Here is a 14,360-nt window from a genome sequence, read left to right as displayed (position 1 = left end):
GCCTTGCACGGGCGGGACCTTCCCGACTGGATTCAGGGCCGGTCCGGCAGATGGAAGCCGTCGAACAGATCGTCCAGGCCTCGCAGGGCCAGCCGGTCGGGGGTGGCGCGGACGGCGAGGTCGCGGACGGCGACGGCGAGCGGGTGGCGCAGGGCACCCAGGCGGCCGACGCGGCGGGCGCGGCGGCGGACGGCGTCGGCGCGGTCGCGCCGGGCGGCGGTGTAGGCGGCGAGGGCGGGCGGGACCCCGTCCGGGGCGTCGTCGCCGTCACCGGAGGGCAGGAGGTGGGCGAGGACCACCGCGTCCTCGACGGCCTGGCAGCCGCCCTGGCCGAGGTTGGGGGCCATGGCGTGGGCGGCGTCGCCGAGCCAGGCGACGCGGCCGTGGTGGAGGCGCGGGAGCGGGGCGGCCAGCTCGTGGAGGTCGTGCCGCAGCACGTCGTCGGGGGCGAGGCGGTCGAGGAGGGCCGGGATCGGGTCGTGCCAGGAGCCGAAGCGGCGGCGCAGTTCGGCGCGGTGGTCGGCGGACGGGGCGCCGGCCGGGAGGACGGCGGTGGCGTAGAGGTAGAACCGGCCGTCGGAGAGCGGGGTGACGCCGAATCGCTCGCCCCGGCCCCAGGACTCGCTCATGGCCGGGACGCTCAGGTCCGGGGCTTCGACGAGGGCCCGCCAGGCGGTCTCGCCGAGGTAGCGCGGGCCCGGGTGGGCGGGGAAGTACGCGTGGCGCAGCGGGCTGTGGATCCCGTCGGCGGCGACGACCAGGTCGGCGGGCAGGTCCGGCCCCGCTTCCGTGCGCACGACGGGGCGGCCTTCGGCGTCCTCGACGGCCGTCACGGCGGTGCCGTAGCGGAGGGCCTCCGCGGGCAGCGCGGTGGCCAGGGCGACGGTGAGGGCCGGGCGCGGGACGGCGATCGGTGGCGTCCCGTAGCGGGCCGCCAGGTCGGCGGTCGCGGTCCGGGTGAGCCATCGGCCGTCGGAGCGGCGCACCCCCATGGTGGCGGGGACGGCGCTGCCGGTGGTCCGGGTGACGTCGACGCCGATGGTGCGGAGGGCGCGCAGCGCGTTGGGGGCGAGGCCGATTCCGGCGCCGGTGACGGGGGGTTCGGCGGCGCGTTCGCAGACGGTGACGCTCCACCCGCGGCGGTGCAGTGCCACCGCCGCGGTGAGGCCGCCGATTCCCGCTCCGACCACGACCGCACGACGTCTCGCCATGGAACCGCCCCTCCCCCGGGTTCGGGCACCCCGCCCACCGAGACGGTACTCCCGGCCGCGCCCGAAGGCGGCGGCCGGGAGGGGGCGCCGGTCGACCGGCGCGTACTCGGCCCGGTCCGCGGCGCGTTGCCGTACAGGTCCCGGCGGGTCAGAGCGCGCCGACGATGTCCTCGACGCGGTCCTTCGCGTCGCCGAAGAGCATGGAGGTGTTCTCCCGGAAGAAGAGCGGGTTCTGGACGCCCGCGTAGCCCGAGGCCATCGACCGCTTGAAGACGATGACCTTGGCGGCCTCCCATACGGTGAGGACGGGCATGCCGGCGATGGGGCTGCTGGGGTCGTCCGCTCCGGCCGGGTTGACGGTGTCGTTGGCGCCGATGACGAGGACGACGTCGGTCTTCGCGAAGTCGTCGTTGATCTCGTCCATTTCGAGCACGATGTCGTACGGCACCTTGGCCTCGGCGAGGAGCACGTTCATGTGGCCGGGCAGGCGGCCGGCGACGGGGTGGATGCCGAACCGTACGTCGACGCCCTTGGCGCGGAGCTTCGAGGTGAGTTCCGCGACCGGGTACTGGGCCTGTGCGACGGCCATGCCGTAGCCGGGGGTGATCACCACGGACCGGGCGGAGCCGAGCAGTTCGGCGGCTCCCTGGGCGGTGATCTCCGTGTGCTCGCCGTAGTCGACGTCCGAGTCCGAGGGCGCCTCGATGCCGAAGCCGCCGGCGATCACGGAGACGAACGAGCGGTTCATCGCCTTGCACATGATGTAGGAGAGGTAGGCACCGGAGGAGCCGACGAGCGCGCCGGTGATGATCAGCAGGTCGTTGCCGAGGAGGAAGCCGGAGGCCGCGGCGGCCCAGCCGGAGTAGCTGTTGAGCATCGACACCACGACCGGCATGTCGCCGCCGCCGATCGAGGCCACCAGGTGCCAGCCGAGCGCCAGCGCGACGACGGTCACGGCGATCAGCAGCCACAGCTCGGGCGCGATGACGAACCAGACCGTGAGGGCGACGAAGAGGGCGAGCGCGCCGAGGTTCAGGGCGTTCTTCCCCGGCAGGACCAGCGGCTTGGAGTCGATGCGCGCCGAGAGCTTCAGGTTCGCGACGATCGAGCCGGTGAAGGTCACCGCGCCGATGAAGACGCCGATGAACACCTCGGCGTGGTGGATGCCCAGCGTGCCGAGCGCGTCCAGCGCGGCGGCCTCGGGGCCGTGGGGGTGGTGCTCGACGTTCAGGTAGCCGTTCCAGCTGACCAGGACGGCCGCGAGGCCGACGAAGGAGTGCAGCAGCGCGATGAGTTCGGGCATGCCCGTCATCTCGACGCCGCGGGCACGCTGTACGCCGATCAGCGCGCCGACCACCATCGCCAGGCCCATCAGGCCCAGGCCCGCGGTGCTGACGTCGCCGTCCACGGCGAGCACGACGGACGCGACCAGGGCGACGCCCATGCCGAGCATGCCGAAGGCGTTGCCGAGTCGTGCCGACTCGTGCTTGGAGAGCCCTGCCAGCGCCAGGATGAACAGCAGCGCGGCAACGAGGTAGGCCGCTTGCGCGGCGAGGGTCGCGGACATGTCAGCTCCTGTTGAACATGGCGAGCATGCGACGCGTCACCGCGAAGCCGCCGAAGACGTTGATACTGGCCAGAAGGATCGCCACGAACGACAGCACCGTGACCGCGGTGCTCGAGTGGCCGATCTGCAGCAGCGCGCCGACCACGATGATCCCGGAGATCGCGTTGGTCACCGACATCAGCGGCGTGTGCAGGGCGTGGTGCACGTGGCCGATGACGTAGTAGCCGATCACGATCGCCAGTACGAAGACCGTCACGTGGGGCAGCAGGGCGGCCGGCGCGAACCCGGCGGCGAGGAACAGCGCCAGCGCGGCGATCGCCACCCCGCCGAACCGCTGCGCCGGAGTCATCGGCGCCTTCTTCGGCTTCGCCGGCTCCGGCGCGGCCGCGGGAGCGGCGGCCGGGGCGGCCGAGACCTGGACCGGCGGGGGCGGCCAGGCCGACTCGCCCGCGCGTACGACGGTGATCGAGCGCTGCACCGGGTCGTCCCAGTCGAGGACGAGCGACCCGTCCTTGTCGGGCGTCATCAGCTTCAGCAGGTTCACCAGGTTCGTGCCGTACAACTGCGAGGCCTGCGCCGGGAGTCGGCCCGCCAGATCGGTGTAGCCGATGATCGTGACGCCGTTCTCCGTGACGACCCGCTCCCCCGCCACCGTGCCCACCACGTTGCCGCCGTTGGCGGCCGCCATGTCCACGATCACCGAGCCCGGCTTCATGCCGGCCACCATCTCCGCGGTGATCAGGGTGGGCGCGGGGCGCCCGGGGATCAACGCGGTGGTGATGACGATGTCGACGTCACGGCACTGCGCGCCGTACAGCTCGACCTCGCGCGCCTTGTAGTCGTCGCCCATCTCCTTGGCGTAGCCCGTCTTGGAGACCTCGACCTCGGGGGACGCGATCGACAGGTACTCGCCGCCCAGCGAGCGGACCTGGTCGGCCACCTCGGGCCGCGGGTCGGTGGCCCGCACGATCGCGCCGAGCGACCCGGCCGCGCCGATCGCCGCGAGGCCCGCGACACCGGCGCCCGCGACGAGCACCTTCGCGGGCGGCACCTTGCCGGCCGCGGTCACCTGACCGGTGAAGAAGCGCCCGAACGCGTGGGCCGCTTCGACCACGGCCCGGTAGCCGGCGATGTTCGCCATCGACGACAGCACGTCCATCGACTGGGCGCGGCTGATGCGCGGCACGGCGTCCATCGACAGCGCGGTGAACGGACGGCGGCCGAGCTCCTCGACCATCGCGGGGTCGAACGCCGGCGCGAAGAGGGCGATCACCGTCGCTTCGGGCCGCACGTCGTCGAGTTGTGCGGGGCTCGGGGCGTTGACCGCCAGCACCACGTCCGCGGCCGCCGCGGCGCCGATGGTCGCGCCCGCCGCTTCGTAGGCGCTGTCGGTGAAGCCCGCCGCGACGCCGGCGCCGGAGTCGACGACCACGTCGTACCCCAGTTTGCGCATCGGTTCGATCGTGGCCGGCGTGGCCGATACGCGGTTCTCACCCGCCCGCGCTTCTTTGAGGACTCCGACGATCACGAGTGTTCTCCGTTCGCTGCTGCGGCCGTCGACGGCCGGTCACGACCTCGACTCCGGTTCGGGTTCAGCCCGATCAGAATCGGGCCCGCTCGCCTCCACCGGAAGCGCCTCAGCCGTGATCAATGCCACACCGCCCCGATCGGCGCACGATTCACGTCCCGCGGCGTCCCGGCCGGGAAAAACGACGGCGGTTCGACGCCGACGGCGTCGATCGGTGCCGCGGTCGGCTCCTTCGCCGACGGGGCGAGCACCCCGCCGGCGTCGAAGGCGACGGCCCCGGCGGGCGCGGTCGGCGCCGCGCCGGTCATGACGTGGGCCCGCCAGGGGTCAGGTCGCCGCTCCGGCGAGCGTGACGCCCCCGTCGATGACGACGGTCTGGCCGGTGAGCCAGGCGGCGTCCTCGGACAGCAGGAAGGCGACGACGCCGCCGATGTCCTCGGGTTCGCCGAGCCGCTTGAGCGGGTAGGCGGCCGCGACTTCCCGCTCGCGGCCCTCGTACAGGGCGGTGGCGAACTTCGTCCTGACGACGGCGGGCGCGATCGCGTTGACCCGGATGTCCGGCCCCAGCTCGACGGCCAGGAGCTGGGTCATGGAGAGGAGCATGGCCTTGCTGGCGCCGTACATGCCGATCATGGGCGCGGGCTGTACGCCGGAGACCGAGGCGACGTTGACGATCGAGCCGCCGTGCTCCTTCATCCACGCCCGGTGGACCTGCTGGGCCCAGGCGAGCGCGGCGAGGCAGTTGGTCTCCACGATCTTGCGGGCGGCCGCCAGGTCGAGTTCGATCATCGGGCCGTAGACCGGGTTGATGCCGGTGTTGTTCACGAGCAGGTCCACGCTGCCGTACGCCTCGATCGCCTGGCGGACGGTGTCGGCCTGGTGCGCGGGGTCGTCGGCCTTGCCCGGGACCCCCAGCGCGTGCGCGGGACCTCCCAGACCGGCCACGGCCTCGTCGAGCGTCTCCTTGGTGCGGCCGGTGAGGACGACCCGGGCCCCCTCGGAGACGAGCCGTTCGGCGACGGCCAGGCCGATGCCGCGGCTGGCCCCGGTGACGATCGCGGTCTTTCCCTCGAAACGCCTCATGGTTTCCGTACTCCTTGATTCTTTTCTGTGGTGGTCAGCTCAGGCGCTCGACGCCCATGGCCGTCCCCATGCCGCCACCGACGCACATGGACTCGACGCCGAACTGCTTGTCGCGCCACTGGAGCGAGTTGACGAGGATGGCGGTGATGCGGGCACCGGTCATGCCGGAGGGGTGGCCCACGGCGATGGCGCCGCCGTTGGCGTTGAGCTTCTCCAGCGGGACGCCGAGCTGCCGCGCGGAGCCGAGCGACTGGACGGCGAAGGCCTCGTCGATCTCGTAGAGGTCGATGTCGTAGAGGTCGATGTCGTAGAGGTCGATGTCGTCGATGCCGATGCCGGCGCTCTTCAGCGCGGCGGGGATCGCGCATCAGGTCGGTGATCTCGCGCGGGTCGAGCTCGGGCACCTTCGCCGGCGCCGCCCGGACCGTCTGCACGGACAGCTCGTCGGCGCGCACGTCCTTCGGGGACCCTTTTCCGGCCCGGCCGATCGGGGACCGGGCGGTCGAGACGATCACTGCTTCGGCATATGGACCTCCCCTGACATACTAAGCGGTTGCTTAACCTCAGGGCGCCCACTGTGCATCCCGCAACGCACCCCCGTCAACATCGACTTGGTGCGGCATCGGATGACTTATGTCATGGCGCGCAGCCGCCGGAACGGCCCGATCTCGTGCTATCGCCCCTCCGGCGGATCAGGGTCCACCCGGCGTCGCGACCCCCGGCAGGATCCGCCGAGCATGCGGAAGACGCCCGCCGACCAGGAGTGATCGTTTCTTCCCACCCCGGACGGATGACGCCGTGTGTCCGCGCCCAACTCCCCCGGGGAGCAAGGCCCGGACGAGATGAGGTGCCGCACCATGTGGGAAGCGATGCGCCCGCCGCGGACCCGCGGCTTCCGGGAGAGGACGGCGCGTGGAGTCGCCACGGGGGTCGCTCCCGGCGCGTGCCGGCCGGCGCCCGACATGCCGTACGCGGGGGGGGGGGGGGGGGGGGGGGGGGGCTGGGCGCAGCCGGACGCGGCGGCGGCCCTGCTCGGCGCCGACGGCGTGCTGATCGCGGGCGGCGAGGACGGACGTCGGCTGCCGACGCACCTCAGCGCGCTCCTCAACCCCCGCCACCGGGGTGTGGACCTCCACGCCACCGCTGCGGCAGGCCCGCCGCCTGCACACGTCCCTGGACGACTCCGTCGCGTACGACCCGGGCCCGGCGCGTGGACCGTGACCGGCGACCTGGTCCAGGAGCGGCACATGCACACCGTCACCGCGCTCCGCGACGGCCGCGTCCTGGTGGCGGGCGGCCGGCGTCCCCGTTCGCGCGGCGGCATGCTCACCCTCGCGACCGCCGAGGTCCACGACGGTGCACGAGGCCTGGGAGCCGGCGGGAGCCATGACGGTCGCCCGCTGGGACCACGTGACGGTGCCGCCGCCCGGCGGCCGCGTCCTCGCCGTCGGCGGCCTCGTCAGCACCGCTCGGCACGACGCGAACCAGGCGCTCGGCCTGTGCGAGGTGTACGACCCGGGCAGCGGGGCCTGGGAACCGACCGGCTCGCTGCACGCGGCCCGCGCCGTACACCAGGCCGTGCCCCTCCCCGACGGGTCCGTCCTGGCGATCGGCGGGGAAGCGGGACGCGCCGCCGACGACGCCCGCTGCCGGCCGTACAGCCGGGCGAGCACGGAGATCCACGACGGCACGACCGGCGTGTGGCGCCCGGGGCCACCTCTGCCGTGGGGGCGCTCCTGCCACCGGGCGGTGCCGACCGCGGACGGGGTGCCGGTCTTCGGCGGCACCGAAGCCGCCTGCCGGCACACGGGGTTCGCGAGCACGCTGCTCCTGCGGGACGGCGGCCGGCACTGGCAGCCCACGGGCCCCGTGCTCACCGGCCGCTGGGCCTTCGGGGCGACGGTGCTCGGCGACGGGCGGGTGCTCGCGGCCGGCGGGATCTTCCGCGCGGACACGATTCGAGATCGCCTCAGGGGCGGCCGAACGCGAGGTCGATCACCTTCCGCCAGTCCACGCGCGGTGCGGGCGCGGGGACGCCCGGGCGGTCGCGGGGTACGAGGACGCGCAGAGCACCGGGTCGCACGGTGCACACGACGGGCGTCGTCATCCGCAACGCCTCGCCGTCCACCGCGACCGGGATCTCCTTCGCGGCGGAGGTCACCTCGACCCGCCGCGCCGTCAGGACCGTCAGCGCCGAGGAGCCGGAACCGCGCACGGCCAGGTCGGCGGCCCCCGCCGCCCCCTCCACCCGGATCGCCAGCACGCCCAGCTCGCCGCCGTCGAGGCTGGGCCGGCGGGCGCCACTGCCGAACTCGTCCGACGACTCGTAGACGTTGTTGCTGATCAGCAGGGCCTGCTGGGCGGACAGCTCCGTGCCGTCGACCCGCGCGTCGACCCGCTGCACACCGTCGCCGACCAGCAGGTCCGGCATGAGGGCCAGGGCCGTGCCCGCCTTGTCGTCGCGGTACTCGGGGCGCTGCACGACGTCGGCGTACACCCCGAAGGACACGGTGTTGACGAACGGCCGGCCGGCGACGTCACCGAGGTCGATCCGCAGCTCCTCGCCGTCGGTCAGGGCGCCCAGACACCGCGCCGGGTCGGAGCGGTCGAGACCGAGGTCCATGGCGAAGTGGTTGCGGGTGCCCGCCGAGATGACGAGGAACGGCAGGTCGTACTCGGCGGCGACCGCCGCCACCAGCGCCTGGGTGCCGTCGCCGCCGGCCACACCGAGCAGGTCCGCGCCCCCGGCCGCCGCCTCGCGCGCCAGCGCGGCCACGTCGGCCGGGGCGTCGGGGTCGAGCACCGTCACCCGGGCGCCCAGGGCCTCCGCCCGGTCGACCAGACGGAAGCGGCCGACCTTCCCGCCGCCCGACTTCGGGTTCATGATGAGGAACGGCCGCTTCGGCCGGGGCGCGGTGACTGCCCTCCTGGACCGCTCGGGGCGCGCCTTGCGCAGCGCGGCCCGGGCGCAGGCGAGCGACGCGGCCCAGCAGAGGATCAGCACCAGCGCCGTCCGCCACAGTCCGTCGAACGCGTACAGCACCAGGACCCCGACCGGCGCGGCGACCGCGACGAACGCCCCGAGCAGGCGCACCAGGCCATGGTGGGCCAGGAACCACCACAGGCCCGCCGCGCCGAGGACCAGCCCGAGCAGACCGGCCACGACGACCTCCAGGCCGCCGTCCCCCACGGTCAGGGCCAGGACGACCAGGGACCCGACGGCCGCGAGTACGGCCAGCCGCGCCAGCAGTCGTGCCCCCGCACCGCCACCGGGGCTCGTCATCCGTGGCCTCCCGTCATCCACCCGCTCCGGTACACCACACTGCGCCCTCTCCGGCCCGTCGGCATCCCCGCCGGATCCCTGACGTCGCGCGGTACCGGCCCGGCTCCACCTCGGCGACGAGACCGCCGGCCGCTCCAGGTGCCGTGTCGCGGTCCCACGCTCCACCACCCCCGCGTAGGCGTCGAGCCGGCGCCGGAACTCCGCCGCCCCTTCGACGACGCCCTTCTGGTGGAACGTGCCGTACCACCGTGCGTCGATCTCACGGCAGCGGTGCGGGGACGCCCTCGAAGTCCCCGGGCTGCTGCCGACGTCGCCGTAGTACGGGCCGAACGAGCCGTCCTGCACGCCGCCGGGGACGGGCTGGACCTCGCCGTCGTCCTCGCGCACTGCCGGGACCGGCCGGCCGACTCCAAGGTCCCGCAGAACGCGGCGGTCGTCTCCGGGGCGCCGCCCCGGAACGCCGGCGGCAAGCTCCTCGAGAACCGGATACGGGAGGAGGTCCGGTGGGGCGCCCCGCCGCGGTAGCCGGGCCGCGGTGACCGTTACGGCGCGTACGTCTCCAGGTAGGCGGTCACCAGCCGGCGGGCCTCGTCGAGGGTGGCGTCGTCGCCTTCCCTCGTCTCGCGGAACGCGATGTCGAGGAGCCGGTTGCCCGCCTCGTACGCCACCCGGAGGACGAGCGGCGGGGTGTCGGCGGCGATGAGCCGGCGCTCCACCAGCAGGTGCCGGAACCGCTCCGCCTGCGCGTCGTCGAAGGCCCGCACCAGGTCGGTCACCGTCGGTTGCTGCGCGGAGAACCACAGCTCCGTGCAGCTCGGGTGGCGGCGGAAGTAGTCGCGGACGGGGTCGATGACGGCGTCCGTGGCCTCCCGCAGCGTGTGCGGGACGCGGTCCTCCAGGAGGGTCCCGATCAGCCGGTCGAGCTCCTCCACGTGGCGCTGCAGAAGTGCGGCGTCGACCTGATAGCGGTCGGGGAAGTAGTGGTAGACGGAGGCGATCGGGATGCCCGCGCGCTCGCCGATCGCCTTCAGGGTCGCGGCGTCGTACCCCTGCTCGCCGAGCAGGGCCTCGGCCGCGTCGAGGATCGCGCGTCTGCGCTCCATGCCCCGGCGCTGGACCGGGCGGGCGGGATCCTTGGCTGTCGACTTCTTCTCGAACACGATTCGAGATCGTATCAACGTCGCCGCGACGTCAAGGGTTGACAGCGCATCACCCCGCCATAGAACTCGAATTCGAATCGACATCGACTTTCTTGTGTCTCCGCGCCGTCGACGACGACATCACCCAGGAGACCGCGGGCGCGCCCTATAGCATCGTCGCCGAAGCGCCATGGAGGACCCGCATGACCCGCACCACACCCCCGCGCCCCGTCGATGTCGAAGCCGTTCTTCCCGCGCTCTCCGCCCACCGGCGTACGGCCACGCGCCTGCATCCCCGCCACGGCGTGGCGAAGGCCGAGGAGAACTCACTGGCGGGACCGCTGTTGTGGCCGGCCGACGAGCCGTGGCCGGTGTGCACCGCGGTGCACCCCAAGGGCACAGGCCATCGGCTGGACGACGTACGGCTCAAGCGGCGCATCCTCGCGGAGGCGAGGGGACGCGACTTCTCCGACGAGGAGCGACGGACCCTCGACGCCATCGCCCCGGGACGGCACGCCCCGGACCTCCGGGACGAGGATCCCCTCCCTCTGCTGGCCGTCGCCCAGCTGTACGCGCGCGACATCCCCGACCTCGTCGGCCCGGAAGGCCACGACCTGCTCCAGGTCTTCTGGTGCCCCTTCGAGGCCCACGGCCCCGACCGCACCATCGACGTCGTGCTGAAGTGGCGGCGCTCCCATGAAGTCGGCGACGTCCTCCCGAACCAGCCCGAGCCCCCGGTCGCGGGCCGCGAGGCATGCGTACCCACCCGCTGCGTCCTGCACCCCGAGCAGGTCGTCGAGCACGAGTACCAGGGCCTGTTGAGCGAAGAACTCCAGGACGCCCTCGCGGACCGGGAGGAGGGCCTCCTCGACGAGGAGGAGGACGACGAGGACACGGACGACTCCTCAGAGCCGCGGAGCTACGACACCTACGAGGAGTACGAGGCCGCGATGGCCCGGGCCCGGGCGGAGGAGGAGTACGAGGTCACCTACATGGGCGACCTGTCCATCGCCCCGGGATGGAAAGTCGGCGGCTTCGCGTCCTGGCACCTCACCGATCCCTCCCCGGTCGACTGTGCGGTCTGCGCCACCCCGATGCCTCCCCTCCTCACGGTCGACAAGTGGGAGTGCGACGGCGGTTCGGGAAGCTGGCTCCCACTCGAGGACCGTGATTCGACCGACGACCCGGACGTGATCGACCCGGTCGGCGTCCACCTCGGCCGCGGCCTGATGCGCATCCACACCTGCCCCACCGACCCGAAACACCCGCACCGGCTCAGCTTCCAGTAGGCGCCGCGGAGTACTCACCAGGAGACCCCCGCTCAGACTCCCCGGACGCCACGAGGGGGCTCGGCGGCACCTGGCCACGCGTCACAGGTGCGCGGCAGAAACCGACCCCGCGCCCGATCCGGCGAACCGGGCGCGGCACGACCGGCGTCCACCACCTCGGGGTGGTCCAGCCGCGGAAGGCGGCGAGTCCTACCGAGCCCGCCCCAGCCGCTCCCGCAGGCCCGGCAGGAACCGCCGGATCTGCCGGTCCTCGACGTCGTCGTACGCCGTGCGATGGAAGTCGACGGCTTCCGGTGTCAGCTCCCAGCCCTTCGTCTCCGCCGCACGGGGAAGTTTGGTGCCGAGGAGGAACTCCTCGTCCCGGGTCCAGTAGTGGTGGACGCGCATGCCGCCGCGCCCGGGGGCCGGGTCGGCCGGAACGGTGACGTAGGCGCTGCCGGGCAGGAGCTCGCAGCGGTGGATCCCCGCCTCGGCGACTCGGTGCGGTTTGACGATCGACTTCCCCGGATTCGGGCGTGCCGCCATGCGTCGGCACATGCGCTCGGTGAGCAGTTCCCCGGTACCCAGCCGCCGCACGCCCGATGTTCCGAACATGCGCCATTCCACGTGCACCGCTCCCGCCTCCTCGTGCTCCGAGAGGAACTCGATGACGGTGGAGGCGACGGTCGGTACGAGGAACTCGTCGACGTCGACGAGGGCCAGCCAGCGCACGGCTCCCCGGAGTTCCCTGCACAGCCCGCCCAGGACCAGGTGCTGGTACTGGTTCCACCGGCGCCCCGCGTACGCGGGCGGGCAGGGTTTCTCGATGACCTGGACGACGCCTTCGTCGACGTACGGCTTCACCACGTCCCGGTAGTCGTCGTCGCTGCGGTCGTCGACGAGGAAGAAGCGCTGCACGCCCATCAGCCGATGGAATTCGATCCATTCCCTCAGGAACCTGGCTTCGTTCCGGAAGGTGCACCCGATGGCGAGGTCCAGCGGAAAGTGCCGTTCGGGTGCCGCACCCTCGCCTGGACCTCCATTTCGTTGACTGTGATCCAGGTCACTGCTAGGAAGGCTTTCCCGCAACATAGTCCCCTTCATCCCCACTTGATGTAACAAGTCAGGAGTGCACCATGTGCGAGAACACTGACATGACTCAGCCACGCAAAGAAATCGTGGTGGAGGTGTTCGAAGGCGCCGACACGCCGCGGGTGGAGCTGAACGACGGCGACCGGGTCGCCATCGAGCTCCGCCGCCGCACCGGGCAGACCGACGCCTCCGATGCCGCCGTCAAGGGCGACGCCGGCGACGAGACGGCGCCGGAGCCCGAGGAGGTCATGTCCATCTCCCTCCAGACCGTCGACATCGAACTGGACAACCAGAGCTTCGGCATGATCACGGCCTGCACAGGGTGCGCGTCCAACGTCGGCGGGCCGAGTTGCTGAGCGGCGCCGCTCGGGACTGATTCCCATGGACACGGAGAAGCGAGGGCTGGCCTCCGTCCTCGGCAGCCTGGACGTCACGTCCTTCCTCCGCATGAGCTGGGAGCGCGAAGCGCTGCTGCTCCGCGGGGCCGCCGCTCCGCTGGTCGGGCGGCTGTTCACGATCGACGACTTCGAACGGCTGGCCTGCGGCGGGGGCGCCGATCTCAGCGTCGTACAGGAAGGCCGGGCACGGCCGGTCGTCCCCCACCACTCCGACCGGTCTCCGGGGCGGGACGTCCTGACCGCCTACCGCTCCGGCGCCACGTTGCTGCTCTCCCTCCTGGCCCGCCGCTGCTCCCCGGTCGGCGAGCTGTGCCGCGGCATCGAGTTCGACCTGCTGGAGCTCGGCGTGCTCCCCGCCGAGCCTGTGAGTGCCAACGCGTACCTCACTCCGCCGCGCGCGCAGGGCTTCGATCGCCACCACGACGACCATTCGGTGCTCGTCGTCCAACTGCACGGCACCAAGCGGTGGGAGGTCTTCGCACCCGGGTCGCAGGACTCGGAAACGCTCGTCTCCGCGACGCTGGAGCCGGGTGACGTCCTGTACGTCCCCCAGGACTTCCCCCACGTCGCACACACGGCTGACGAGGCATCGCTGCACCTCACGCTCGGCCTGCACACGCTGTCCTGGGCGGACGCCATGGCGGACATGCTGCGCGACCACGAGCCGTTCCGCCGCTCGGTCACCGGACCCGCGGCCCTCGGACCCGCGCTGCCCGACCTCCCGGACCTCGACGTCCCCGCCTATCTGCGGGAGCGCCGCGTACGGTGCATCGTCGGACTCGACCCGCTGCCCGGTGGGCAGCTGGCGGCGGGCAGCGCCGCCACCGCGATCGCGCCGGACACCACGGTGCGCAGAGTGCCGCTGATGCCCAGTGAATCCGACAGCGACCACGGGCTCGCGCGACTGACCTTCCCCGGCGGCACCCTGCGCCTCGACGGGCGGCTCCAGCCCGTCGTCGACCACGTGTCGAAGGCGGAGTCCTTCACCCCGAGGGAGCTGCCGGGGGTCGGCCAGCACTACGACGCCGTCGAGCTGACCCGGATCCTCGTGCGGCACAACCTCTTTCGGCCGGTCGACGACACGGCGGGACCGGCATCGCCCGTGCTGACCGCGGCTCCCGCGGGGGGCCCGGCCACGGCCGCGGCTCCGGCCTCCCCCACCCGAGCGGAAGACCCTGTCCCACGGCCCCGCGACCTGACCCTGGTCCGTGACAGCGGCCCTTCGGCCGGCCATCACCTGGGCTGGATGCGCCTGCGGGAACGTCTCACCGCTGCCGACTGCGACGACCTCGTCGCCGCCTGCCGCGGTCTCCCGCTGACGGCACCGACCACCGTGGACGAGGCCGGGCATCCCGGCCATCGGCGAGCGGAGACCCGGTACGTACCGAAGGGGCCACGCACCGAGTGGATCTACCGACTGGTCGATTCCGTGGCGCGGGAGGCCGCGCGGACCGCCTACGGGTTCGACCTGTCAGGCATCACGCGCGCTCCGCAGTACGTCGAGTACCTCCCCGGCAACGGGCACTTCCACCGGCACAACGACTACAGCCACGACCAGACCGACTCCCCCCGGAAGATCACCGTCATCGTCCAGCTGTCCGATGCGTCCTCGTACGAGGGCGGGGGATTGCAGATGTTCGGCGTCGATACCGAGGAACTGCCGCGCGAACGCGGCTCGGTGCTGGTCTTCCCGTCACTGATCGACCACCGCGTCACGCCGGTCACCCAGGGGCTGCGTCGTGCTCTGGTGGCCTGGGTCGCCGGCCCGCGGCTGCGGTGATCCCGAGATCA

At 72.7% G+C, this 14,360-nt stretch carries 12 protein-coding genes and 1 pseudogene; 4 read left to right on the top strand and 9 right to left on the bottom strand.

What is annotated here, in order from left to right; genetic code table 11:
* Positions 1 to 32 precede the first annotated feature (32 nt).
* The 7 genes and pseudogenes from OO54_RS25545 to OO54_RS25515 all read right to left on the bottom strand — a co-directional run bounded on the left by OO54_RS25545 (position 33) and on the right by OO54_RS25515 (position 8,672).
* Complete coding sequence (locus tag OO54_RS25545) at positions 33 to 1,211, bottom strand: FAD-dependent oxidoreductase (protein WP_033206946.1); 1,179 nt, start codon at positions 1,209 to 1,211, stop codon at positions 33 to 35.
* Positions 1,212 to 1,359: 148 nt separating this feature from the next.
* Positions 1,360 to 2,778 (bottom strand): Re/Si-specific NAD(P)(+) transhydrogenase subunit beta, encoded by a 1,419-nt coding sequence (gene pntB / locus OO54_RS25540; RefSeq protein WP_033206944.1) that lies wholly within the window; start codon positions 2,776 to 2,778, stop codon positions 1,360 to 1,362.
* A 1-nt stretch (position 2,779) separates the two neighbouring features.
* Positions 2,780 to 4,306, bottom strand: coding sequence for a Re/Si-specific NAD(P)(+) transhydrogenase subunit alpha (locus OO54_RS25535; RefSeq protein ID WP_033206943.1), 1,527 nt, complete (start codon positions 4,304 to 4,306; stop codon positions 2,780 to 2,782).
* 119 nt (positions 4,307 to 4,425) lie between these two features.
* Positions 4,426 to 4,614, bottom strand: coding sequence for a hypothetical protein (locus tag OO54_RS25530; RefSeq protein WP_033206941.1), 189 nt, complete (start codon positions 4,612 to 4,614; stop codon positions 4,426 to 4,428).
* Positions 4,615 to 4,633: 19 nt separating this feature from the next.
* A complete protein-coding gene (locus tag OO54_RS25525; RefSeq protein WP_033206939.1) occupies positions 4,634 to 5,389 on the bottom strand; it encodes an SDR family oxidoreductase in 756 nt (251 codons plus the stop codon).
* A 34-nt stretch (positions 5,390 to 5,423) separates the two neighbouring features.
* A pseudogene (locus tag OO54_RS43855) lies at positions 5,424 to 5,741 on the bottom strand (acetyl-CoA C-acyltransferase); the annotation flags it as partial.
* Between the two features lie 1,617 nt (positions 5,742 to 7,358).
* Positions 7,359 to 8,672 (bottom strand): diacylglycerol/lipid kinase family protein, encoded by a 1,314-nt coding sequence (locus OO54_RS25515; protein ID WP_033206937.1) that lies wholly within the window; start codon positions 8,670 to 8,672, stop codon positions 7,359 to 7,361.
* Between the two features lie 270 nt (positions 8,673 to 8,942).
* Between OO54_RS25515 and OO54_RS25510 the strand changes: the two genes are divergently transcribed.
* Entirely contained in the window at positions 8,943 to 9,197 is a 255-nt protein-coding gene (locus OO54_RS25510; protein ID WP_157856510.1) for a hypothetical protein, read from the top strand.
* Positions 9,198 to 9,214: 17 nt separating this feature from the next.
* Here OO54_RS25510 and OO54_RS25505 read toward each other — a convergent pair whose 3' ends face one another.
* Complete coding sequence (locus OO54_RS25505) at positions 9,215 to 9,832, bottom strand: TetR/AcrR family transcriptional regulator (protein ID WP_033206934.1); 618 nt, start codon at positions 9,830 to 9,832, stop codon at positions 9,215 to 9,217.
* A 182-nt stretch (positions 9,833 to 10,014) separates the two neighbouring features.
* Here OO54_RS25505 and OO54_RS25500 point away from each other — a divergent pair, with 182 nt between their 5' ends.
* On the top strand, positions 10,015 to 11,100 hold the full coding sequence (locus tag OO54_RS25500; RefSeq protein WP_033206932.1) for a hypothetical protein: 1,086 nt from the start codon (positions 10,015 to 10,017) through the stop codon (positions 11,098 to 11,100).
* Between the two features lie 189 nt (positions 11,101 to 11,289).
* Here the strand turns inward: OO54_RS25500 and OO54_RS25495 are convergent, their stop codons facing one another.
* A complete protein-coding gene (locus tag OO54_RS25495; protein WP_157856509.1) occupies positions 11,290 to 12,171 on the bottom strand; it encodes a glycosyltransferase family 92 protein in 882 nt (293 codons plus the stop codon).
* 62 nt (positions 12,172 to 12,233) lie between these two features.
* Here OO54_RS25495 and OO54_RS25490 point away from each other — a divergent pair, with 62 nt between their 5' ends.
* Entirely contained in the window at positions 12,234 to 12,527 is a 294-nt protein-coding gene (locus OO54_RS25490) for a hypothetical protein (RefSeq protein WP_234439298.1), read from the top strand.
* 25 nt (positions 12,528 to 12,552) lie between these two features.
* Positions 12,553 to 14,349 (top strand): JmjC domain-containing protein, encoded by a 1,797-nt coding sequence (locus OO54_RS43850; RefSeq protein ID WP_078905337.1) that lies wholly within the window; start codon positions 12,553 to 12,555, stop codon positions 14,347 to 14,349.
* Positions 14,350 to 14,360: the final 11 nt, after the last annotated feature.

The organism is Streptomyces wedmorensis, from assembly GCF_000716445.1.
GTDB lineage: Bacteria > Actinomycetota > Actinomycetes > Streptomycetales > Streptomycetaceae > Streptomyces > Streptomyces wedmorensis.
Note: the sequence above shows the minus strand (reverse complement) of the source record. Positions and strands in the feature narration are given on the sequence as shown.

Bases quoted from the DNA above. Each gene is read 5' to 3' on its own strand.
- OO54_RS25545 (WP_033206946.1), bottom strand. From the start codon at position 1,211: ATGGCGAGACGTCGTGCGGTCGTGGTCGGAGCGGGAATCGGCGGCCTC.
- pntB (WP_033206944.1), bottom strand. From the start codon at position 2,778: ATGTCCGCGACCCTCGCCGCGCAAGCGGCCTACCTCGTTGCCGCGCTG.
- OO54_RS25530 (WP_033206941.1), bottom strand. From the start codon at position 4,614: ATGACCGGCGCGGCGCCGACCGCGCCCGCCGGGGCCGTCGCCTTCGAC.
- OO54_RS25525 (WP_033206939.1), bottom strand. From the start codon at position 5,389: ATGAGGCGTTTCGAGGGAAAGACCGCGATCGTCACCGGGGCCAGCCGC.
- OO54_RS25515 (WP_033206937.1), bottom strand. From the start codon at position 8,672: ATGACGAGCCCCGGTGGCGGTGCGGGGGCACGACTGCTGGCGCGGCTG.
- OO54_RS25500 (WP_033206932.1), top strand. From the start codon at position 10,015: ATGACCCGCACCACACCCCCGCGCCCCGTCGATGTCGAAGCCGTTCTT.
- OO54_RS25495 (WP_157856509.1), bottom strand. From the start codon at position 12,171: ATGTTGCGGGAAAGCCTTCCTAGCAGTGACCTGGATCACAGTCAACGA.
- OO54_RS25490 (WP_234439298.1), top strand. From the start codon at position 12,234: ATGACTCAGCCACGCAAAGAAATCGTGGTGGAGGTGTTCGAAGGCGCC.
- OO54_RS43850 (WP_078905337.1), top strand. From the start codon at position 12,553: ATGGACACGGAGAAGCGAGGGCTGGCCTCCGTCCTCGGCAGCCTGGAC.